Source organism: Micromonospora sp. DT31 (assembly GCF_049841795.1).
Taxonomy (GTDB): Bacteria; Actinomycetota; Actinomycetes; order Mycobacteriales; family Micromonosporaceae; genus Micromonospora.
Genome location: NZ_JBNCKZ010000001.1, coordinates 446,462 through 465,281 on the forward strand (window position 1 = coordinate 446,462; position 18,820 = coordinate 465,281).

General features: G+C 74.9%; 14 protein-coding genes and 1 riboswitch. Of the genes, 9 read left to right on the forward strand and 5 right to left on the reverse strand.

Annotated elements, in window-relative coordinates; genetic code table 11:
- Together ACLQ2X_RS01895 and ACLQ2X_RS01900 are read left to right on the forward strand one after the other, a co-directional pair.
- Nucleotides 1–1,314: a PLP-dependent aminotransferase family protein gene (locus ACLQ2X_RS01895; RefSeq protein ID WP_425679146.1), complete on the forward strand. Its 1,314-nt coding sequence runs from the start codon at nt 1–3 to the stop codon at nt 1,312–1,314.
- Between the two features lie 70 nt (nt 1,315–1,384).
- Nucleotides 1,385–1,636 carry a hypothetical protein gene (locus tag ACLQ2X_RS01900; protein WP_091056082.1) on the forward strand — a complete coding sequence of 84 codons (252 nt, stop codon included), beginning with the start codon at nt 1,385–1,387 and terminating at the stop codon, nt 1,634–1,636.
- 72 nt (nt 1,637–1,708) lie between these two features.
- Here ACLQ2X_RS01900 and ACLQ2X_RS01905 read toward each other — a convergent pair whose 3' ends face one another.
- Nucleotides 1,709–3,145 (reverse strand): glycine hydroxymethyltransferase, encoded by a 1,437-nt coding sequence (locus ACLQ2X_RS01905; RefSeq protein WP_425679147.1) that lies wholly within the window; start codon nt 3,143–3,145, stop codon nt 1,709–1,711.
- 18 nt (nt 3,146–3,163) lie between these two features.
- Nucleotides 3,164–3,253: riboswitch (ZMP/ZTP riboswitch) on the reverse strand.
- 113 nt (nt 3,254–3,366) lie between these two features.
- On the opposite strand from ACLQ2X_RS01905, the gene ACLQ2X_RS01910 reads away from it, so the two are divergent.
- Complete coding sequence (locus tag ACLQ2X_RS01910) at nt 3,367–4,173, forward strand: SDR family NAD(P)-dependent oxidoreductase (protein WP_425679148.1); 807 nt, start codon at nt 3,367–3,369, stop codon at nt 4,171–4,173.
- A 67-nt stretch (nt 4,174–4,240) separates the two neighbouring features.
- On the opposite strand, the gene ACLQ2X_RS01915 is transcribed toward ACLQ2X_RS01910, so the two are convergent.
- The 4 genes from ACLQ2X_RS01915 to ACLQ2X_RS01930 all read right to left on the reverse strand — a co-directional run bounded on the left by ACLQ2X_RS01915 (nt 4,241) and on the right by ACLQ2X_RS01930 (nt 8,061).
- Complete coding sequence (locus ACLQ2X_RS01915) at nt 4,241–4,741, reverse strand: hemerythrin domain-containing protein (RefSeq protein ID WP_425679149.1); 501 nt, start codon at nt 4,739–4,741, stop codon at nt 4,241–4,243.
- Between the two features lie 108 nt (nt 4,742–4,849).
- A complete protein-coding gene (locus ACLQ2X_RS01920) occupies nt 4,850–6,334 on the reverse strand; it encodes a S8 family peptidase (RefSeq protein ID WP_425679150.1) in 1,485 nt (494 codons plus the stop codon).
- 148 nt (nt 6,335–6,482) lie between these two features.
- Nucleotides 6,483–7,346, reverse strand: coding sequence for an NAD(P)H-hydrate dehydratase (locus ACLQ2X_RS01925; protein ID WP_425679151.1), 864 nt, complete (start codon nt 7,344–7,346; stop codon nt 6,483–6,485).
- Nucleotides 7,330–8,061, reverse strand: coding sequence for a histidine phosphatase family protein (locus ACLQ2X_RS01930; RefSeq protein WP_425679152.1), 732 nt, complete (start codon nt 8,059–8,061; stop codon nt 7,330–7,332). Before ACLQ2X_RS01930 ends, ACLQ2X_RS01925 begins: the two co-directional genes overlap by 17 nt.
- A gap of 128 nt (nt 8,062–8,189) precedes the next feature.
- Between ACLQ2X_RS01930 and ACLQ2X_RS01935 the strand changes: the two genes are divergently transcribed.
- The 6 genes from ACLQ2X_RS01935 to ACLQ2X_RS01960 all read left to right on the forward strand — a co-directional run bounded on the left by ACLQ2X_RS01935 (nt 8,190) and on the right by ACLQ2X_RS01960 (nt 18,794).
- Nucleotides 8,190–8,519: a hypothetical protein gene (locus tag ACLQ2X_RS01935; RefSeq protein WP_425679153.1), complete on the forward strand. Its 330-nt coding sequence runs from the start codon at nt 8,190–8,192 to the stop codon at nt 8,517–8,519.
- A 101-nt stretch (nt 8,520–8,620) separates the two neighbouring features.
- Entirely contained in the window at nt 8,621–12,280 is a 3,660-nt protein-coding gene (locus ACLQ2X_RS01940; protein WP_425679154.1) for a DUF4132 domain-containing protein, read from the forward strand.
- Nucleotides 12,277–13,380, forward strand: a complete 1,104-nt coding sequence (locus tag ACLQ2X_RS01945) for an ATP-binding protein (RefSeq protein ID WP_425679155.1) — start codon at nt 12,277–12,279, stop codon at nt 13,378–13,380. Before ACLQ2X_RS01940 ends, ACLQ2X_RS01945 begins: the two co-directional genes overlap by 4 nt.
- Nucleotides 13,377–15,683: a DUF5682 family protein gene (locus ACLQ2X_RS01950; protein WP_425679156.1), complete on the forward strand. Its 2,307-nt coding sequence runs from the start codon at nt 13,377–13,379 to the stop codon at nt 15,681–15,683. Before ACLQ2X_RS01945 ends, ACLQ2X_RS01950 begins: the two co-directional genes overlap by 4 nt.
- Complete coding sequence (locus ACLQ2X_RS01955; RefSeq protein WP_425679157.1) at nt 15,680–16,792, forward strand: VWA domain-containing protein; 1,113 nt, start codon at nt 15,680–15,682, stop codon at nt 16,790–16,792. Before ACLQ2X_RS01950 ends, ACLQ2X_RS01955 begins: the two co-directional genes overlap by 4 nt.
- Nucleotides 16,793–16,802: 10 nt before the next feature.
- Nucleotides 16,803–18,794, forward strand: a complete 1,992-nt coding sequence (locus ACLQ2X_RS01960; RefSeq protein ID WP_425679158.1) for a hypothetical protein — start codon at nt 16,803–16,805, stop codon at nt 18,792–18,794.
- The last annotated feature ends 26 nt before the right edge of the window (nt 18,795–18,820 follow it).

Here is an 18,820-nt window from a genome sequence, read left to right on the forward strand (position 1 = left end):
GTGCAGTCGGTGGATCTGGCCGTCACGGCCCTGCACGGCAGCGTCGGTGACCCGGCGCTGAACTCGATGAACTTCCTCAACGAGGTGGCGCAGCACTACCCGCGGGCGGTGTCGCTGGCGGCCGGGCGGCCGTACGAGGAGTTCTTCGACTCCACGCTGCTGCACGCGCACCTGGACCGCTTCCGCCGGCACCTGGACGAGGACCTGGGGCTCGACCGGGTCCAGGTGGACCGGATGCTGTTGCAGTACGGCCGGACCAAGGGCATCGTGCACCATCTGGTCGCCCGCAATCTCGCCGTCGACGAGGGGCTCACCGTCGACCCGGAGTCCATCGTGGTGACGGTGGGCTGCCAGGAGGCGATGTTCCTGGTCCTGCGCGCGTTGCGGGCCCGGCCGGCCGACGTGCTGTTCGCGGTCGCGCCCACCTATGTCGGGCTCACCGGGGCGGCCCGCCTGGTCGACATGCCGGTGCGGCCGGTGGCCGGCGGCCCCGACGGGGTCGACCTGGTCGACCTGCGCGCGCAGGTGCGCGGGGCCCGCGCGGCGGGGCTGCGCCCGCGGGGCTGCTACGTGATGCCGGACTTCGCCAACCCGTCGGGGGTCAGCATGGACACCGGGCAGCGGCGGCGGCTGCTGGAGGTGGCCGCCGAGGAGGACCTGCTGCTGATCGAGGACAATCCGTACGGCCTGTTCCCGGCCGAGGGCACGCCGCGGCGGCCCACGCTCAAGGCGTTGGACACCGACCGACGGGTGATCTACCTGGGTTCGTTCGCCAAGACGGTGTTGCCCGGGGCGCGGGTCGGCTACGTGGTGGCCGACCAGCGGGTGGGCGGCCCGGACGGTGTGGTGGTGCCGCTCGCCGACCACCTCGCGAAGATCAAGAGCATGGTCACGGTGAACACCTCGCCGATCAGTCAGGCGGTGATCGGCGGCGCCCTGCTGGCGCACGACTGTTCGTTGGTGGCCGCGAACGCCCGGGAGCGGGCCGCGTACGCCCGCAACCTGCGCCACCTGGTGGACGGTCTGGCCCGGCGGTTCCCGGCCGGCGGCGCGGTGACCTGGACCGTCCCGGCGGGCGGGTTCTTCGTGGTGGTCAGTGTGCCGTTCCCGGTGGACGACGCGCTGCTGCACCGCTCGGCCGGGGAGTACGGGGTGTTGTGGACGCCGATGGCGCACTTCTACGACGCGGGCACGCCGGTGAACGCGTTGCGACTGTCGGTGAGTGCGGTCACACCGAAGCTGATCGATGTCGGTCTGGACCGGCTCGCCGCGCTGGTCACGGACACCGCCGCGCGTGCCGGCGTGCCGGCCTGACACCGCAGGGGGTCGCGGTCGCGGCACCGCCCGTGTTCTCCGGCCCGCCGGATCCGTTGATAATGGACCGATGGTTGCCTGGGAGTACGCGTTGCTGGTCCGTCGCTATCAGGGGCAGGGGAGGAACTTCCACGTCTCGTTCGTCTGGTACGGCCCGGACGGGTCCCGCACCGACGTGACCGCGTACGGCGACACCGCGGTCGCGCATCTCAACCGGGTCGGCCGGGAGGGCTGGGAGTTGGTCTCCGCCGCCGAGGACGTGAACAACGTGCAGGGCAGCACCGAGGTGCACCGCTACCACCTCAAACGCCCGCTGCGCTGACGCCCGTCCGCCCGTCGGCGCCCCCGTGTGCACGGTGGCGCCGACGTCGTGACAGACCGCAGCGTGGTCGACTCAGCCCAGGTCGACGGCGGGGTAGAGGGGGAACGGGATGAGCAGGTCGGCGGCCTGCTTGCCGACGGACTCGGCCACCGCCGGGTCCAGGACGTACTTCGCCTTCGACGCGGCGCCGTCCGGGCCGGTGCCCGCCGTGGTCCGGCTGAGCACGGTGTGGATCAGCTCGGCGGTGGCGTCCATCTCGGTGGCGCCCAGCCCTCGGGTGGTCAGCGCGGGCGTGCCGATGCGGATGCCGGAGGTGTACCAGGCGCCGTTCGGGTCCTGCGGCACCGAGTTGCGGTTGGTCACGATGCCCGAGTCCAGCAGTGCCTGCTCGGCCTGCCGGCCGGTGAGGCCGTAGCCGGACACGTCGATGAGCACCAGGTGGTTGTCGGTGCCGCCGGTGACCAGCGTGGCCCCCCGCCGCAGCAGCCCGTCGGCGAGCGCCTGGGCGTTGTCCACGATCCGCTGGGCGTAGTCGGCGAAGTCGGGCCGCCGCGCCTCGGCCAGCGCGACCGCCTTGGCGGCCATCACGTGCGGCAGCGGGCCGCCGAGGACCATCGGACAGCCCCGGTCGACCTGGTCGGCCAGTTCCGGCCCGCACAACACCATGCCGCCGCGCGGGCCGCGCAGCGACTTGTGCGTGGTGGTGGTGACGATGTGGGCGTGCGGCACCGGGTCGAAGTCGCCGGTGAAGACCTTGCCGGCGACCAGGCCGGCGAAGTGGGCCATGTCGACCATGAAGGTGGCGCCGACCGAGTCGGCGATCTCCCGCATCACCCGGAAGTTGACCTTGCGCGGGTACGCGGAGTAGCCGGCCACCAGGATCAGCGGCTTGAACTCGCGGGCCGCCTCGGCCACCCGGTCGTAGTCGATCAGGCCGGTGGTCGGGTCGGTGCCGTAGCTGCGCTGGTCGAACATCTTGCCGGAGATGTTCGGCCGGAACCCGTGGGTGAGGTGGCCGCCCGCGTCCAGCGACATGCCCAGCATCCGCTGGTTGCCCAGCTCCCGGCGCAGCGCGAACCAGTCCGCCTCGGTGAGGTCGTTGACCTGGCGGACCTGGGCCCTGCGCAGGGCGGGGGACTCGACCCGGTCGGCCAGGACCGCCCAGAAGGCGACCAGGTTGGCGTCGATGCCGGAGTGCGGCTGCACGTAGGCGTGGGTGGCGCCGAACAGTTCCCGGGCGTGCTCGGCGGCGAGCGCCTCGACGGTGTCGACGTTCTGGCAGCCGGCGTAGAAGCGCCGCCCGATGGTGCCTTCGGCGTACTTGTCGCTGAACCAGTTGCCCATGGCCAGCAGCGTCGCCGGGGAGGCGTAGTTCTCGCTGGCGATGAGCTTGAGCGACTCGCGCTGGTCGGCCAGTTCCGCGGCGATGGCGTCCGCCACCCGTGGCTCGACGCCGCGGATGACCTCCAACGCGCTGCGGAAGGCGGTGGACTCGGCGTTGGGCGACATGCGACCTCCTGGTGACGTGCGGAAGGCCCAGGCGCTCGGCATGCGTCCTCATGACGAGGCCGCTCCCCGATGGTGCTCCATCTCCACGCGCCAGTCACGGCCCGCGCCGATCCTACCGGCCGGGGTGCGGCCGGCGGGGTTGGGCCGCCCGTCGCGGGGCACACCCACCGGGAGGGCAGGCACCGCGAGCGCGGTCCGGCCCCGGGAGAGGAGGCACGAGCATGACCACACCCACCACCGGACGGCCGCTGGCCGTGGTGACCGGCGCGTCCAGCGGCATCGGGTACGAGCTGGCGGCGCAGTTCGTCGAACACGGGTACGACGTGGTGGTCGCCGCCGAGGACGCGGCGATCGAACGGGCGGCCGGGGACCTGCGGCGCGACGGCGGCCCGGAGGTCTACCCGGTCCAGGTGGACCTGGCTACGCCCGAGGGCGTGCAACGGCTCGCCGAGGCGGTGACCGGGCGTGGTCGCCCGGTCGACGCGCTGGCGCTCAACGCCGGCCGCGGCGCGGGCGGGGACTTCGTCGGCGGCACCAACCTCGCCGACGAGCTGACGATCGTCGACCTGAACGTGCGTTCGACGGTGCACCTGGCCAAGCTGCTGCTGCCGGAGATGGTCCGCCGGGGCGCGGGGCGGGTGCTGTTCACGTCCTCCATCGCCGCCACGATGCCCGGCCCGTACCAGGCGGTCTACAACGCCTCGAAGTCGTTCGTGCAGTCCTTCGCCGAGGGGGTGCGCAACGAGCTGAAGGACAGCGGTGTCACGGTGACCGCGCTGATGCCCGGCCCGACCGACACCGAGTTCTTCGACCGGGCCGAGTTGGGGGACACCCGGGTCGGCCAGGGGCCCAAGGACGATCCGCGCACGGTGGCCGCCGACGCGTTCGAGGCGCTGATGAAGGGGGAGCACAAGGTGGCGGCGGGTTCGTTCGTCAACAAGCTGCAGACCGCCGCCGGCAAGATCATTCCAGATCGGCTGAAGGCCGAGCAGCACCGGAAGATGGCCGAGCCCGGCGCCGGAGACTGAGCGCCGGCACGCCGAGCGGGACCCGTCCCCGGGAGGGCGGGTCCCGCTCGGCGTGTGCTGGCGCAGGTCAGGCGACCACGGCGTCCAGCGCCTTCTTCAACGCCTTCGGCGCGGTCGGCGTCTTCGGCGCCGTGGGGCGCAGGTCGAGCATCCGCTGACCGATCTCCTGGAGCTGGTTGCGGCCGAGTGCCTCCCGGACCTTCGGGAACCACTCCTCCTCTTCCTCCTCGACGTGGTGCAGGACGTTCTCGATGAGCACCGTGGTCTTGGCGTTGTACCGCTCGTCGTCGGGGGTCATGGTGGACAGCTCGAAGCAGAGCACGTCCACCACGTGGTGCTCCTCGTACGACTCGAGGATGTCGTCCTCCACGTCGGGCACCAGCTTGCGGACCTCCGGGTACATCACCTCGTTCTCCAGGTAGGTGTGCACCGTCAGAGCTTCGAGGATCCGCTTGACGATCTTCCCGCGTTCGCTCGCCGGCCCCTCCTCGGCCCCCTGGAAGGCCTTGAAGAGACGACGGAACTCCTTGTGGTCCTCCTTGAGCAGGACGATCGCGTCTGTGGACACCGGCTACCTCCCAAATCGGCTGACGATGCCCGGGTACCCGCGTCCTGAACTGGACAAACAGAACGGGCCCGACGTGCTCACGCCGAGCCCGTTCCGTCGGTGTCGCGGCTACTTCACCGCGTTGTACGCGTCGACGACGCCGGCGCCGTAGAAGCTGTTGCGCTTCCCACCGGAGCAGGTGGCGTCATAGGCGTTCGGGCCGGCCGGGATCAGCGGCACCGGGTTGTACACGCCGGACGGGCAGGACTTCGCCACGGCCGTGCGCTCCAGGAACGAGGAGAGCTGGCCGGCGGTCATGCCCGGGTGCGCGGACACCGCGAGCGCGGCCACGCCTGCGGCGTGCGGGCCGGACATCGAGGTGCCCTGCTTGTAGCCCCACCCGTTGGTGCGGGTGGCGGTGTTGAACGTGGTGGACAGGATGCCGTCGGTCGACGTGGAGGTGACACCCCGGGTACGGAACCGGGTGTCGCCGCCGGGCGCGGTCACCTCGACGACGCCCTGGCCGTACGACGAGTAGTAGCTCTTGTCGCCGGTCGGACCGACCGCCGAGACGGTCACCACACCGGGAGCCTCGGCCGGCAGGACGAGGCAGGCGTTGGTGAGGTTCTGCCGGTCCTCCGGGGTGCCGTTGTTCGGGCTGCCCGTGTCAGTGATCTTGTGGGCCAGGTCGTAGTTCGAGTTGCCCGCGGACGCCACGTGCAGCACGCCCTGGGACTGCGAGTAGCGCAGGGCCCGCTGCACGGCCTTCCACACCGGGCGCTGCCGCGCGTCGTTGCGGCAGTTCAGCTCCCACGGGTCGATGTAGTAGCTGTTGTTGGTGAGCTGGAAACCGTGCTCGGCGGCCCACATGAACCCGCAGACCGCGGCCTCCGGGAAGATGTAGCCGTCGTCGTTGACCACCTTGACCGCGGCGACCTTGACGCCCGGTGCGACACCTGTCACGCCGACGCCGTTGACCGCGGCGGCGATGGTGCCGGCCACGTGGGTGCCGTGGTCGCTCGTGGTCGGGTTCCACGCCGCCTCGGCGGTGTTCGGGGCGCCACCGATGCAGGAGGCGCTCTTGTCCTTGGCGATCTGGGTCGCCAGGTCCGGGTGGCTGCTGGAGATGCCGCTGTCCAGCACGCCGACCACGACGGACGGGCTGCCGGCGTTCACCGCGTGGGCCTGCGGGACGCGGATCATGTCCATGTCCCACTGCTGGCCGTAGAGCGGCTCGGCGGTCGGGTCGGCGGTCGCCGCGGCGACCGCGGCGGCCGGGACCTCCACGGTCTCGCCCTCGTCGAGGGCGGTGCCCAGGCCACCGGTGGAGGCGACCGACTCGACGCCGGCCCCCGCGACCCGGGTGCTGAAGTCCGGGGCGGACGAGCGCGCGACGAGCACGCCGATCTTGTCGTATGCGGCCACCACGGTGCCGTTGGCGGCGGCGACGCGGGCGGCGGCCTTGGCGGTGCCGGAGCCCTGCGGGGCGAGGACCAGGTACGAGGTGTCCGGCCCGGCGGCCGCGACCGGCGCCGTGCCGCCGACGGCGGCGAGCCCGACGCCGAGCGTCACGGCGGACGCCGCGGCCAGTGTCTTGCGACGGAGGTTGTTCACACAGACTCCCAGGGGGTTGGTGCGGTGGACCGCCCCTGCGTTCGGGACGCGGTCCGGGCGGAGGCCGCGCAGGATGCCGGCCTCGCCGGGTCCAGCGTCGCCGCGCCCCCCAGGTGTTACATGTGCACGGTCCGCAGGTCGCCGGCCGTCAGACCGTGGCGATCGTGTAGGGGATCTCGTCCAGCAGTTCCCGGGCGAGGAAACCGATCCGCCCGTACCGGGGGACCAGTCGCTGCCCGCTCACCGCGTGCGCGAACGCCGCCCAGCAGGCCGCCTGCGCCGCATCGGCACCCCGGGACAGCAGCCCGGCGAGCAGCCCGGCCCGCACGTCCCCGCTGCCGGAGGTGCCCAGGCCGGCGTCCCCGCTCTCCTCGCGCCAGGCCCGGCCGTCCGGGGTGGCGATGTGGCCGTACAGCGAGACCACCGCGTCGTAGCGCCCGGCCAGCTCGACCGCCTCGGCGTCCAGGTCGTCGCCGGGGTCGCGGCCGAGCAGGTGCCGGGCCTCGGTCAGGTTGGGGGTGAGCACCACCTTGCGACCGGAGCCGACGAGCAGGTCCGGCTCGTGACTGAGCGCGCCCAGCGCGTACGCGTCGAGCACCAGCGCGGTCTCCCGGCCGGCCGCGTCGAGAACCAGGCGCAGCAGGTCGCGGGTGGCGTCGATGTTCGTCAGGCCGGGCCCGATCGCCACCACGTCCGCCTCGGCGACCAGGCCGTCCAGCACGTCGCCGCGCTCGCTGTGGACCGCGCCGTCGGCGGTCTCCGGCAGGCCCACCACGAGCGCCTCGGGCACCTGGATGCTCAGCGCGGCCGCGGTGGACTCGGCGGCGGCCAGCTGGAGCACGCCGGCCCCGGCGCGCAGCGCGGCCACCCCGGCCAGCAGGACCGCCCCGGGGGTGAACCGGGACCCGCCGACCACGAGCACCGTGCCGCGCGCCTCCTTGCCGCCGCTGGGCACCGGCAGCGCCCAGTCCCGCAGCAGCGCGGGGGTGATCACCTCAGACCGGCTCGGCATGGACCTCGTCCTCCCGGGTGGGCCGCGCCCCCTGCTGGTGCAGGTGGGCGATGTCGTTGAACGACTCGGCTACGAGCCGACCGGCGTCCTCGACGTGCCAGCCGGTCACCGAGCAGTTGGCGATCACGTGCTCGCGGGTGAGCGCCATCAGCTCCGCCTCGGTGAGCCCCTCCACCAGGTAGCGCAGCAGAAAGACCAGCGCGTCGTGGCCGAACAGCAGCACCCGACCCCCCTCGTGGTCGCGGCGCAGGTCACCCAGCAGGCTCCGCAGTCGCAGCACCACGTCGGTCCAGGACTCGCCGCCGGGCGGCCGGTAGTAGAACTTGCCGAGCCGGTCGCGCCGGTGCGCTTCCTCGGGGAAACGTCGCCGGACGCCGTGGCCGGTGAGCCCGTCGAGGATGCCCAGCTCACGGTCACGCAACCGTTCGTCGATGCTCATCGGGATCCCGGTGCCGTCGAGCGCCAGCTCGGCCGTGCGTACGGCCCGCAGGTAGGGCGACGCCACCGCCACGTCCGGCCGCTGCGAGTCCGGCAGCCCGGCCAGCCAGCGGGCGGTCGCCCGCGCCTGCTCCTCGCCGGTCGGCGACAGCGGCACGTCCGCGTCCCGGTGGGTGATGTCGATCAGCTCGGCGCCGGACGTCTCGGCCGCCGTGGCCGCCACGTTCGCCGTGCTCTCGCCGTGCCGGACGATCCAGAGCGATGCCAACTCCGCCATGCGGCTCCCGGTACCCGGCGCCGGCAGGGGATAACCGTGTCGCGTGGGCCGATCGTGAGGGCTGCGTGGCGCGGCATCGAACCGGCAGAATGTCCGGCGGTGTGCAACGACCGGGGCGGGGAGGACGCATGTCGACAGTGATCCGGGGTCTGCGGGAGGCCCTCGTGCTGTTCCTGATCGCCGTGGCGGTGATCGCGTCGGCGGTGGGGATCTGGGTGGGGGTCAGCGGCGGCGACTTCACGCACCGCGTGGGCGTGGCGTTCATGGTCGTCGGCGCCGTCACCGGGATGACCGGCGATCTGACGCTGAGCCGCATCGGCATGCTGGACGCTCGCTCCGCGTTCGGCCTGCCCCCCGAGCGGGAGGACGGCGGCGGCGGCCGGGTGCTCACCGGCGCAGGCGTCTTCCTCTTCGTGGCGGTGCCGCTGATCGCGGTCGGGGCGCTGCTGATCACCTGACCGTCGTGGGGAGCGGGTCCGAGCCGCCCGCTCCGGCGCTACCGCGCTGTCGGTGGGGCTGGTTATGGTCCCCGCACACTGCGGGCGATCAAGGAGACGGTGTGCGCAGATTCGAGTTCGTCGGCGGCAGCTCGGCCAAGTTCTGGGAGGTCGGGCAGCACGACGCGACCGTGACGGTCCGCTATGGATCTCTCGGCGCGCAGGGCCGCACCCAGCTCAAGGAGTTGGGCTCGCCGGCCGAGGCCGCCGCACACGCCGACCGGCTGGTCGCCGAGAAACTGCGCAAGGGGTACGCCGAGACGACCGTCGCGCCCCCGGGCGGGGACGCCGCGGCGCCCACCGCCGGGCCGGCCGCCCCGGCACCCGGCCCGGACGGCGCCGGCCCCGACCCGGCCGCCGGGTCACCGGCCGTCGGCGCGGCGTCCGTCGGTGACCTGCCGGACGAGGACACGTTCGAGATCCCCACCGCCCGGCGGCGGCTGCTGATCCCGCGCCGGGGCGGCACGCCCGGGCCGGCGCTGCCCGGCGCCGCGAAGGGTCGGGCCGCCGGCCGCAAGGTGGTGGACGGCAAGGCGGTCGCGCTCGCCGGGATCGCGAAGGCCACCGACGACCCGCAGCTCGGCCCGGCGTTGCGCGGCTACCTGGACGGCAGGTGCACACCGCTCGGCGGGGCCGCGCTGGTGGCGGCCATGTCTTCGGCGCTCGGCTTCCACCCGCGCGACCAGCAGGGGCAGGCGCTCGCCGACCTGCTGGTCGCCGACCTCGGTCCGGCCGGCGCGGCGGTCGCGATGACCGAGCAGATCACCGTTCGCGTCGAGGGACCGCGCTCCCCCCTGCCGCTGTGCCGCACCGCCGACATCCCCGACCGGAACCGGTGGAACCTGGTCCTGCGCGTGGTCATGCTGCGCCGCGTCCGCGCGCATGTCGCGGCGGCCACCGACGCCGAGTACGCCGCCGCGCGCGCCGCCCTGGAGCCGTACCGGTCCGGGCCGCTGCCGGCCCGGGTGATCACGTCGTTCCTGCTGCCCACCGAGCGGGGCTGGGTGGCCGAGGACGTCGCCGCCGTGTCGCGCGCCGGCGGGCAGACGCTCGCCGAGCTGCTGTTGTGCGCGGTCGACGACGTCGACGCGACTACGTCCCTGGTCGACGCGCTGTCGGTCTACCGGCTGATGCAGGACAAGGCGTTCGCGATCACCGCCACGGACGGGGTCGGTCCCTCGATCGCGCCGGTGCTGGCCGGCTGGCTCGACCAGGAGTACGCCGGTGGGGACGCGCACAAGGTGCTCGTGTCGTTGCTGTCGGTGCTGCCCGGCGACGAGCCGATGGCGGTGCTGCTGACTCGGCTGGACCGCAAGTACGTCCTGCCCGCGGTGACGGAGATGCTGCGCCGCTTCCCGGTGCGTGGGGTGCGCCTGCTGGCCGCCGCCGCCGACGGGCCCACCGCGGTCGCGCGGGCCGCCGCCGCGCTGCTACGCGCACACGTGCTGGGCCACCCGGCCGCCGTCGAGGCCGCACTGCCGGCGCTGGCCCCGGCGCAGCGGGAACGGGTCGAGCGGCTGCGCGACGACGCGTCGGCGTTGCCGGTCGCGGCGCCGGACCGCCTCCCGCCGGTGCTGGTGACGCCGCCCTGGTCGACCCGGCACCCGCGGTCCACACCGCCGGTGCTGAGCGGTCTGGCCCGGCCCACCCGGCCCGCGCTCGCGTGGCTGCCGGGCGAACGGGAGCGGTGGGCCGCGATCGCGCCCGGCTGGATCGGCTACTGGCACGGCGGCGACCTGACCGTGCTCGCCGCCGCGGTCGCGGCCGGCCGGGCCGAGTTCAGCGCGGCGGTCCACTTCTTCGTGCGGGCCGGCGAGGAACTGGCCCGGCCACTGCTGCCGGCGTGGCGGCCCGACGGGTCCTGGGGCGCCGACGAGTGGATGCGCCGCCTCGTCGGCCGCTATGAGCTCGACGCGCTGCCCGCCGCGCTGCACCTGGCCCGCACCGCCCCGAGGTACGCCGGCGAGACCCTGCTGCCGTACGCCGACGGCGGGGTCGCCGACCTGGTGGCCGACTGGCTCGACCGGCTCGTCTCGGCCCGCCCGATCGCGCGGGCCTGGCTGCACCGGCACCCGGAGTTCGCCGCGCGGGCATTGCTGCCGGCCGCGCTCGGCACGCCCGGTCCGCGACGCCGGGCAGCCGAGCGGGCGCTGCGCCTGGTGTCCGGTGAGCACCGCGAGTTGGTCCTGGGCGTGGCCCGGGAGCACGGTGCGCAGGCGCTCGCCGCCGCCACGGCGGTGCTCGACGCCGACCCGTTGGACCAGCTCCCGACCCGGATGCCGGGCCTGCCGGCCTGGCTGGACCCGGCGGTGCTGCCGCAGGTGCTGCTGCGGGACCGCTCGGCGGCGCTGCCCGTCGAGGCGGTGCGCCATCTCTGCACCATGCTCGCCGTGTCCTCGCCCGGCGAGCCGTACCCGGGGTTGGAGATCGTTCGCGCGGCGTGCGACGGGTATTCCCTCGCGGAGGTCGCCTGGGCGCTGTTCGAGGCCTGGCAGGGCGCCGGTGCGCCGTCGAAGGACGGCTGGGCGTTCACCAGCCTGGGGCTGCTCGGCGACGACTCCACCGCCCGCCGGCTCACCCCGCTGGTCCGGGCCTGGCCGGGGGAGGGTCAGCACGCGCGGGCCGTGACCGGCCTGGAGGTGCTGGCGCAGATCGGCACCGACGTGGCGCTGATGCACCTCTACGGCATCTCGCAGAAGGTCAGGTTCCGGGGTCTGCGCGAGCAGGCGGCGCGCAAGGTCACCGAGGTCGCCGACAGGCTGGGCCTGACCCCCGAGCAGCTCGGCGACCGTCTGGTGCCCGACCTCGGGCTGGACGCCGGCGGCAGCCTGGTCCTCGACTACGGCCCACGCCGGTTCACCGTCGGCTTCGACGAGCACCTCAAGCCGTACGTGGTGGACGGCGCGGGCGTCCGGCGCAAGGACCTGCCCAAGCCCGGCGCCCGGGACGACGCGACGCTGGCACCCGCCGCGCACCGGCGCTTCGCCGACCTGAAGAAGGACGTGCGCACCCTCGCCGCCGACCAGATCCGCCGCTTCGAGGCGGCCATGGTCAGCGGGCGGCGCTGGCCGGCGGCGGACTTCCACCGCTACTTCCTGTCCCACCCGCTGCTCTGGCACGTCGTACGCCGGCTGGTCTGGGCCACCGTGGACGACGCGGGCCGGGTGGACACCGCGTTCCGGGTGGCCGAGGACCGCACGCTTGCCAACGTCGCCGAGGAGGGGTACCCGTTGCCGGACGACGCCACGGTGAGCGTCGCCCACCCGGTGCGCCTCGGCGCGGCGGTCCCGGCCTGGGCGGAGATCTTCGCCGACTACGAAATCCTCCAACCCTTCCCGCAGCTCGGCCGCGAGATGCACCGGCTGGACCCGACCGAGCGGGACGATTCGCTGCTGCGCCGGCACATGGGTGTCACGGTTCCGGCCGGGCGGCTGCTCAGCCTGGAACGGCGGGGCTGGCGGCGCGGCATGCCCCAGGACGCCGGCATCCAGAACTGGCTGGAGCGTGAGGTCCCCGGCGGCATGGCCGTGGTGATCGACCTCGACCCCGGCATCGCGGTCGGCGTGGTGGACATGTTCCCGGATCAGAAGATCGAGGCGATCTGGGTCAACGACGTGCCACGCGGCGACTGGTTCCCGCCCGGCGGCAAGGCCCGCCTCGGCGAGCTGGACGACGTCACCGTCTCCGAGGTGCTGCGCGACCTGGCGGAGGTGACCCGGTGACCGCGTTCGACCCGGCTGTCGAGGGGGCGCAGCGGCCCCCGGCGGAGGCGCGCTACCGCGACGAGTTGGCCGCGCTGGCCGCCGACGACCGCGACCCGCGCCCGCCCGGCTGGCGGCTGAGCCTGCGCGCGGCCCGCCGGTTCGTCCTCGGTGACCCGGCCGCCGGCATCCGGGGCAAGTTCGTCGGCGACCCGTCGCTCGTCGACCGGGCCCTGGTGGCGCTGGCGACCAGCCGCGGGCTGATGCTCGTCGGCGAGCCCGGCACCGCCAAGTCGCTGCTGTCGGAGCTGCTCGCCGCCGCGGTCAGCGGCGACTCGACGCTGACCATCCAGGGTGGCGCCGCCACCACCGAGGACCAGATCCGCTACTCGTGGAACTACGCGCTGCTGGTCGCGGACGGTCCGTCGCCGCGGGCGCTGGTGCCGGCCCCGTTGCTGCGTGGCATGGCCGACGGACGGGTGGTCCGCTTCGAGGAGATCACCCGCTGCCCGCTGGAGGTTCAGGACTGCCTGCTCTCCCCGTTGTCGGGCCGGGTGCTCGCCATCCCCGAGCTGCCGGGCGCCGACGCCATGGTCTACGCCCGGGAGGGCTTCAACGTGATCGCCACCGCGAACACCCGGGACCGGGGTGTCAACGAGATGAGCGCCGCGCTGAAGCGGCGGTTCAACTTCGAGACCGTCTTCCCGATTCCCGACCTCGGCACCGAGCTGGCACTTGTCGAGGCGGAGGCCGGTGAGCTGCTGCGCCGCTCGGGCGTGACCGCGCCACCCCGGCGTGACCTGCTGGAGGTGCTGGTCACCGCGTTCCGCGAGCTGCGGACGGGGACGACCGAGCGGGGCGACGCGATGGAGCGGCTGTCGGCGGTGATGAGCACCGCCGAGGCGGTGTCGGTGGCGCACGCGGTCGGGCTGCGCGGCTGGTTCCTGCGCGGCCAGGCCGGCGACGCCGCCGACCTGGTCGCCTGCCTGGCCGGCACCGCCGCCAAGGACGACGCGGAGGACCTGGCCCGGCTGCGGCGCTATCTGGAACAGCAGGTGTCCCGCCGCTCCGGCGCGCAGTGGCGGGCGGTGCACGACGCCCGGCACCTGCTGCCCGGGTGAGCGCCGCCGGGGCGCCCGACGGCGTCACGATCCTCGGCGTCCGGCACCACAGTCCGGCCTGCGCCCGGCTGGTCGCGGCCACCGTGGACCGGCTGCGCCCGGCGTACGTGCTCGTGGAGGGGCCGGCGGACCTGAACGGGCGGATGGACGAGCTGCTGCTCGACCACGAGCTGCCGATCGCGGTGTTCACCGCGCACCGCGACGGGCAGCGCCGGCACGCCTCGTGGAGCCCGTTCTGCGCGTACTCCCCGGAGTGGGTGGCGCTGACCGCCGGCCGGGCCGTCGGCGCGCAGGTTCGTTTCATCGATCTGCCCGCCTGGCATCCGGCGTTGAGCGACCGCGCCAACCGGTACGCCGACGCCGACCAGCGGTACGCCGAGGCGGTGCGCCGGCTCTGCGCCACCCTGGCGGTGGACAACGTGGACGCGCTCTGGGACCACCTGTTCGAGATCGGCCCGGACGACGGGCTGGCCGAGCGGCTGGACGCGTACTTCGACCTGCTGCGCGGCGAGTCGGCGGCAGGGGAGGAGGACACCGCCCGGGAGGCGTACATGGCGCGTTGGGTCCGGGTGGCTCGGCGGCGGGCCGGCGGTCGTCCGGTGCTCGTGGTCACCGGCGGTTTCCACCGTCCCGCCCTGGCTCGGCTGCTCGACGGGCCGGACGGCGACGGGTCGGGGGACGACGACTGGCCGCCGGTGCCGGAGCCGGCGGCGGACGCGGTGGCCGGCAGCTACCTGGTGCCGTACTCGTTCCGCCGGCTCGACGCGTTCGTCGGCTACCAGTCCGGCATGCCGTCCCCGGCGTACTACCAGCGGGTGTGGGAGGACGGCCCGCGCCAGGCCGGTGAGGCGTTGACCGAGGCGGTGGTGGCCCGGCTGCGCGCTCGCCGGCAGCCCGTCTCGACCGTCGACCTGATCGCGGCCCGGAGCATGGCGGGTGGCCTGGCAAGGCTGCGCGGCCACGCCCACCCCGCCCGGGTCGACGTGCTGGACGGGTTGGTGTCGGCGTTGGTCACCGACGTCCTGGACCAGCCGCTGCCGTGGGCGTCCCGGGGCGCACTCGCCGCCGGCGCGCACCCGGTGGTGGTGGAGATGGTGGCCGCGCTCAGCGGCGACCGGGTGGGCCGGCTGCATCCGGACACGCCGCTGCCACCGCTCGTGCACGACGTCGACGCCGAGCTGGCCCGGCACCGGATCGACCCGCGGGAGGTCGTCGAGCTGGACCTGACCGACCCCGGCGACCTGGCCCGCAGCCGGCTGCTGCACCGGCTGCGGCTGCTCGACGTGCCGGGTCACGCCCGCGACAGCGGGCCCCGGGTGGGGGCGGAGGCGTCGGTCGCCGAACGGTGGTCGCCCGCGCCGTCGGCGGACCGGCTGCCCCGCACGATCGAGGCCGGCGGCTACGGCCCGACCGTCACCGACGCGGTGACCGCCATGGTGGGGGAGCGGGCCACGTTGCTCGGCGCGGACGTGGAGGCGCTGGCGACGCTGCTGTTCGACACCGCGCTGGCCGGGTTGTCCGAGCACTCCACCCGGACGCTGGCGGCGATCACCCGGGCCGTCGGGGCGGTCACCGACCTGCCGGCGCTCGGCCGGGCGTTGGCGGTCGGGTTGGCGCTGTGGCGGCACGACCGGCTGCTCGGCAGCGCCGGGACGGCGGCGCTCGGCGCGCTGATCGTCGGCGCCGTACGCCGGGCACTCTGGCTGGTCGAGGGCGTGCGGGCCGCGCCGGGACCGGCAGAGGCGGGTCGCCTCACCGCGCTTGTCGCGGTCCGCGACGCGGTCCGGCACGCCGGTGCGGCGCTGGGGCTGGACCGGGCCGACGCGCTGGCGGTGGCCGGACGGGTCGCGGCCGACGCGGGGGCCCCGCCGGACCTGCGCGGTGCCGCGCTCGGCCTGTGCTGGTCGCTCGGGGCCGTACCGGACGTGACCCGAGCGGTGCGGGGGATGGCCGCGCCGGCCACCCTCGGTGACTGGCTCGGCGGGCTGTTCGCACTGGCCAGGGAGGAGGTGGCGACCGAGGATGCGGGCCTGCTCACCGTGGTCGACGAACTGCTGGCCTCGATGGGCGCGCACGACTTCCTGGTCGCGTTGCCGGCGCTGCGGCAGGCGTTCGGCTGGTTCCCGCCCCGCGAGCGGGCGGCGGTGGCCCGGCACGTGGCGGCGCTGCGTGGCGGCGACACGCCGGCCGGGGATCCCCTGCGGCTGGACGCCGATCCGGTGCTGGTGGCCGCCGCCCGCGCGGTGGAGGAGCGGGCCGACGAGGTGCTGGCCCGGGAAGGGCTGGGGGAGGAGGGTCCGTGACCGACCCGATGCGGGAACGGTGGCGGCTGGTGCTCGGCGACGCCGCGCAGGACAGCCTGGGCGGCCTGTCGGGGGAGGCAGCCGGGCGGGACGCCGCCCTGGACTGGCTCTACGGCCGCGACGCCGAGTGGGGCCGCCGGGGCGTGCGACGCGGCGGGGCCGGCCCGTCGACGATGACCACTGTGGACTGGCTGGACGGGATCATCCGGCTGTTCCCGAAGGACACGGTGCAACGGCTGGAACGCGACGCGGTCGAGCGGTACGGCATCCACGACCTCGTCACCGACCCGGCGGTGCTGGCCCGGGTCGAGCCGAGCCCGGTGCTGCTGCGCGCGGTGCTGCGCACCAAGCACCTGATGGACCCGCAGGTGCTGCGGCTGGCCCGGAAACTGGTCGAGGCGGTGGTGCGGCAACTGCTCGAGCGGCTGGCCGGGGAGGTGCGGCAGTCGTTCTCCGGCCCTCGGGCGCGGCGGCCCAGCCGCTTCCGGCAGGCCCGCAACTTCGACGTGCGGCGCACCATCCGGGCGAACCTGGCGCACTGGCGGCCGGACGAGCGCCGGCTGCACGTACGCCGGCCGCACTTCTTCTCCCGTACCCGCCGCCACCTGGATCGTTGGCAGGTGATCCTGCTCGTCGACCAGTCCGGCTCGATGGTCGGCTCGGTGATCCACGCCGCGGTGACGGCCGCCTGCCTGTGGGGGCTGCCCGGGGTGCGGACGCACCTGGTCGCCTTCGACACCGAGGTGGTCGACCTCACCGGCGAGGTGGACGATCCGGTGGAGTTGCTGATGAAGGTGCAGCTCGGCGGCGGCACCGACATCGCCCGGGCGGTGACGTACGCCGCGCAGCTGGTGGAGAATCCACGGCGCACCATCGTGGCGCTCGTGTCCGACTTCTACGAGGGCGGCGACGTGGGGGCCCTGGTGCGGTCGGTGCGGCGGCTGGTGGAGCAGGGCACGCACGTACTGGCGTTGGCGGCGCTGGACGAGGAGGCCGACCCGGCGTACGAGCGGGTGACCGCGCAGCGACTGGCCGACGTCGGCGCGGCGGTCGGGGCGATGACCCCGGGCGAGCTGGCCGCGTTCGTGGCCGAGCACGTGGGCCGGTAGGGGCGGGGCGATGACGCGTGCCGATCTGCTCGCGCTCACCCCGGACGTGCTGGCCGCGCTGAGCAACCGGGGCCTGGTGAGGCGCGCCGCGAAGGACGTCGACGCGGGTGCCGGGCCGGCGCTCACCGAGGACGTCGACGGGGCGGTGCGGGCCGCGTACCCGGACGGGGTGACCGCCACCCTGCCCGCCGCCGGCGGCCTCGGGGCCGGGCGTTGCTCCTGCTCGGCGCCGGGTGTGTGCCGACACCTGATCGCCGTGGTGCTGACCTACCAGCGGGACCACGCCGCGCCCGCCGGGGACGCCGCGCCCGCCGGGGACGCCGCGCCCGCCGGGCCGGGACGCTGGTCGCCGGGGGACGTCACAGACGAGGAACTGGCCGCCACCCTCGGTGCGGCGGCACTCGCCGCCGCCGCCCGCCACCGGCGGCGCGGCTACGCCGCGGTGGTCCACCGGCCCGACGCCGACGACCCGGTCCCGCGGGTGGAGCTGCCCACCGGCACGGTCCGCTTCCTGGTGCCCGGCCAGATCGGGTACGCGCGCAGCGACGCCGCCGACGACGGCGGCGCGGCCCTGGCGCTGGCCGTGTGGGCGTACCGGGTGGCGGACCGGGAACATCCGGGCCGCCCCGAGGTTCCGGTGCGCGTCGGCGGGCCGGCCGTGGCGAGGCGGTATCCGGCGTTGGACGCGGCGGTGGAGTTGGCCGGGGAGGTGCTGCTCACCGGCGTGGCGCACCTGGGTTCCGGGGTGGACGCCCGGCTGATCGCCGTCCGGCGGGACCTCGACGTGGCCGGGCTGCGCTGGCCGCTGCTGGCGCTCGACGACCTGGCCGGTCAGCTCGCCGCGTATGCCGCGCGGGGCGCCCGCTACCGTCCGGAGACCCTGGCCGAGCTGCTCGCCGAGCTGCCCGCGCGGCGGCGTGCGGTGGTCAACGCGGGCGCCACCCCGGCGCAGCGGGTGCTGGGCACCGGCGAGCCGGCGGAGACGCCGCTGCGTCGGCTGCGGCTGACCGGGCTCGGCGCCCGGGTGCGTGAACGGGCCGGGGTGCTCACCGTGGACGTGGTGCTCGCCCATCCGGCGGCCGTCTCGGTGCTGGTGCTGCGGCGCGTGTACGACGCCGCCGACGACGGACCCACCGGGCACCCGCTCACCGGGCACACGCTGGCGGGGCGGCGGGTTGCCGGGGCCACGCTCGGCGCGCTGGCCGCCGGAAACGTGGTCTCCGAGGCGGCGCTGCGCACCGCCGCGCACCAGCTCCGGTTCGCCGCCGGCCGGCTGGCCCGCACCACGGTCAGCCCGGCCACCGGTGCGTGGGACGCCCTGCCACCCGGACTGCTGGCCCGGGACACCGACGTGCTCGCCGCCGAACTGGCCGGACGACCACCCCGACTGCTGCGCCCGCGTACCGCCGCCGAGTCGGTGCGGGTGCTGGCGCTCGGCGAGGTGCGCGCCATCGGATACGCGGCCGGCGAGCAACGCCTCGACGCCACGGTCACCGGCGCCGGCGGCGGCACGGCGAGGCTGACCGCGGTGCACCACGCCGCCGCGCCGGGGGCGCTGGACACGCTCGCGGCGGCGCTGCGGGGCGCGTACGGGCCGCCGCGTTTCGTCAGCGGCACGGTGCGTCGGGGTGCCGAAGGGCTGGTGGTCGAGCCGTTGGCGGTGGTCGCCGACTCGGTGGTCGTGCCCGACCTGGCCGCCGGGGAGGGCGCCGGGCGGCTCGCCGACACGCTCACCGCCCGACCGGATCCGGTGGCGTCGGCGCTGGAGGCGATGTCGACGCTGCTGGCCCGGGCCGCGCACACCGGCCTGCGGCACCTGCCGGCAGGCTTTCCCGACCGGCTGCGCGCCGCCGCGCACACCCTGGCCGGGGTGGGCCTGGACCGGTGCGGTGCGACGCTCACCGACCTGGCCGGCGCGCTCGGCCCCGACCCCGGCGCGCGGGCGGTGCGGGCCTGGGTGGACGCCTGGATCCGGCTGTCGGTGACGGCGGAGTCCCGGTGAGCCGGCCCCCACGGCCACCTCGGGTC

Bases quoted from the DNA above. Each gene is read 5' to 3' on its own strand.
- ACLQ2X_RS01960 (WP_425679158.1), top strand. From the start codon at position 16,803: ATGACGCGTGCCGATCTGCTCGCGCTCACCCCGGACGTGCTGGCCGCG.
- ACLQ2X_RS01925 (WP_425679151.1), bottom strand. From the start codon at position 7,346: ATGCCGAGCCGGTCTGAGGTGATCACCCCCGCGCTGCTGCGGGACTGG.
- ACLQ2X_RS01900 (WP_091056082.1), top strand. From the start codon at position 1,385: ATGGTTGCCTGGGAGTACGCGTTGCTGGTCCGTCGCTATCAGGGGCAG.
- ACLQ2X_RS01910 (WP_425679148.1), top strand. From the start codon at position 3,367: ATGACCACACCCACCACCGGACGGCCGCTGGCCGTGGTGACCGGCGCG.
- ACLQ2X_RS01905 (WP_425679147.1), bottom strand. From the start codon at position 3,145: ATGTCGCCCAACGCCGAGTCCACCGCCTTCCGCAGCGCGTTGGAGGTC.
- ACLQ2X_RS01930 (WP_425679152.1), bottom strand. From the start codon at position 8,061: ATGGCGGAGTTGGCATCGCTCTGGATCGTCCGGCACGGCGAGAGCACG.
- ACLQ2X_RS01935 (WP_425679153.1), top strand. From the start codon at position 8,190: ATGTCGACAGTGATCCGGGGTCTGCGGGAGGCCCTCGTGCTGTTCCTG.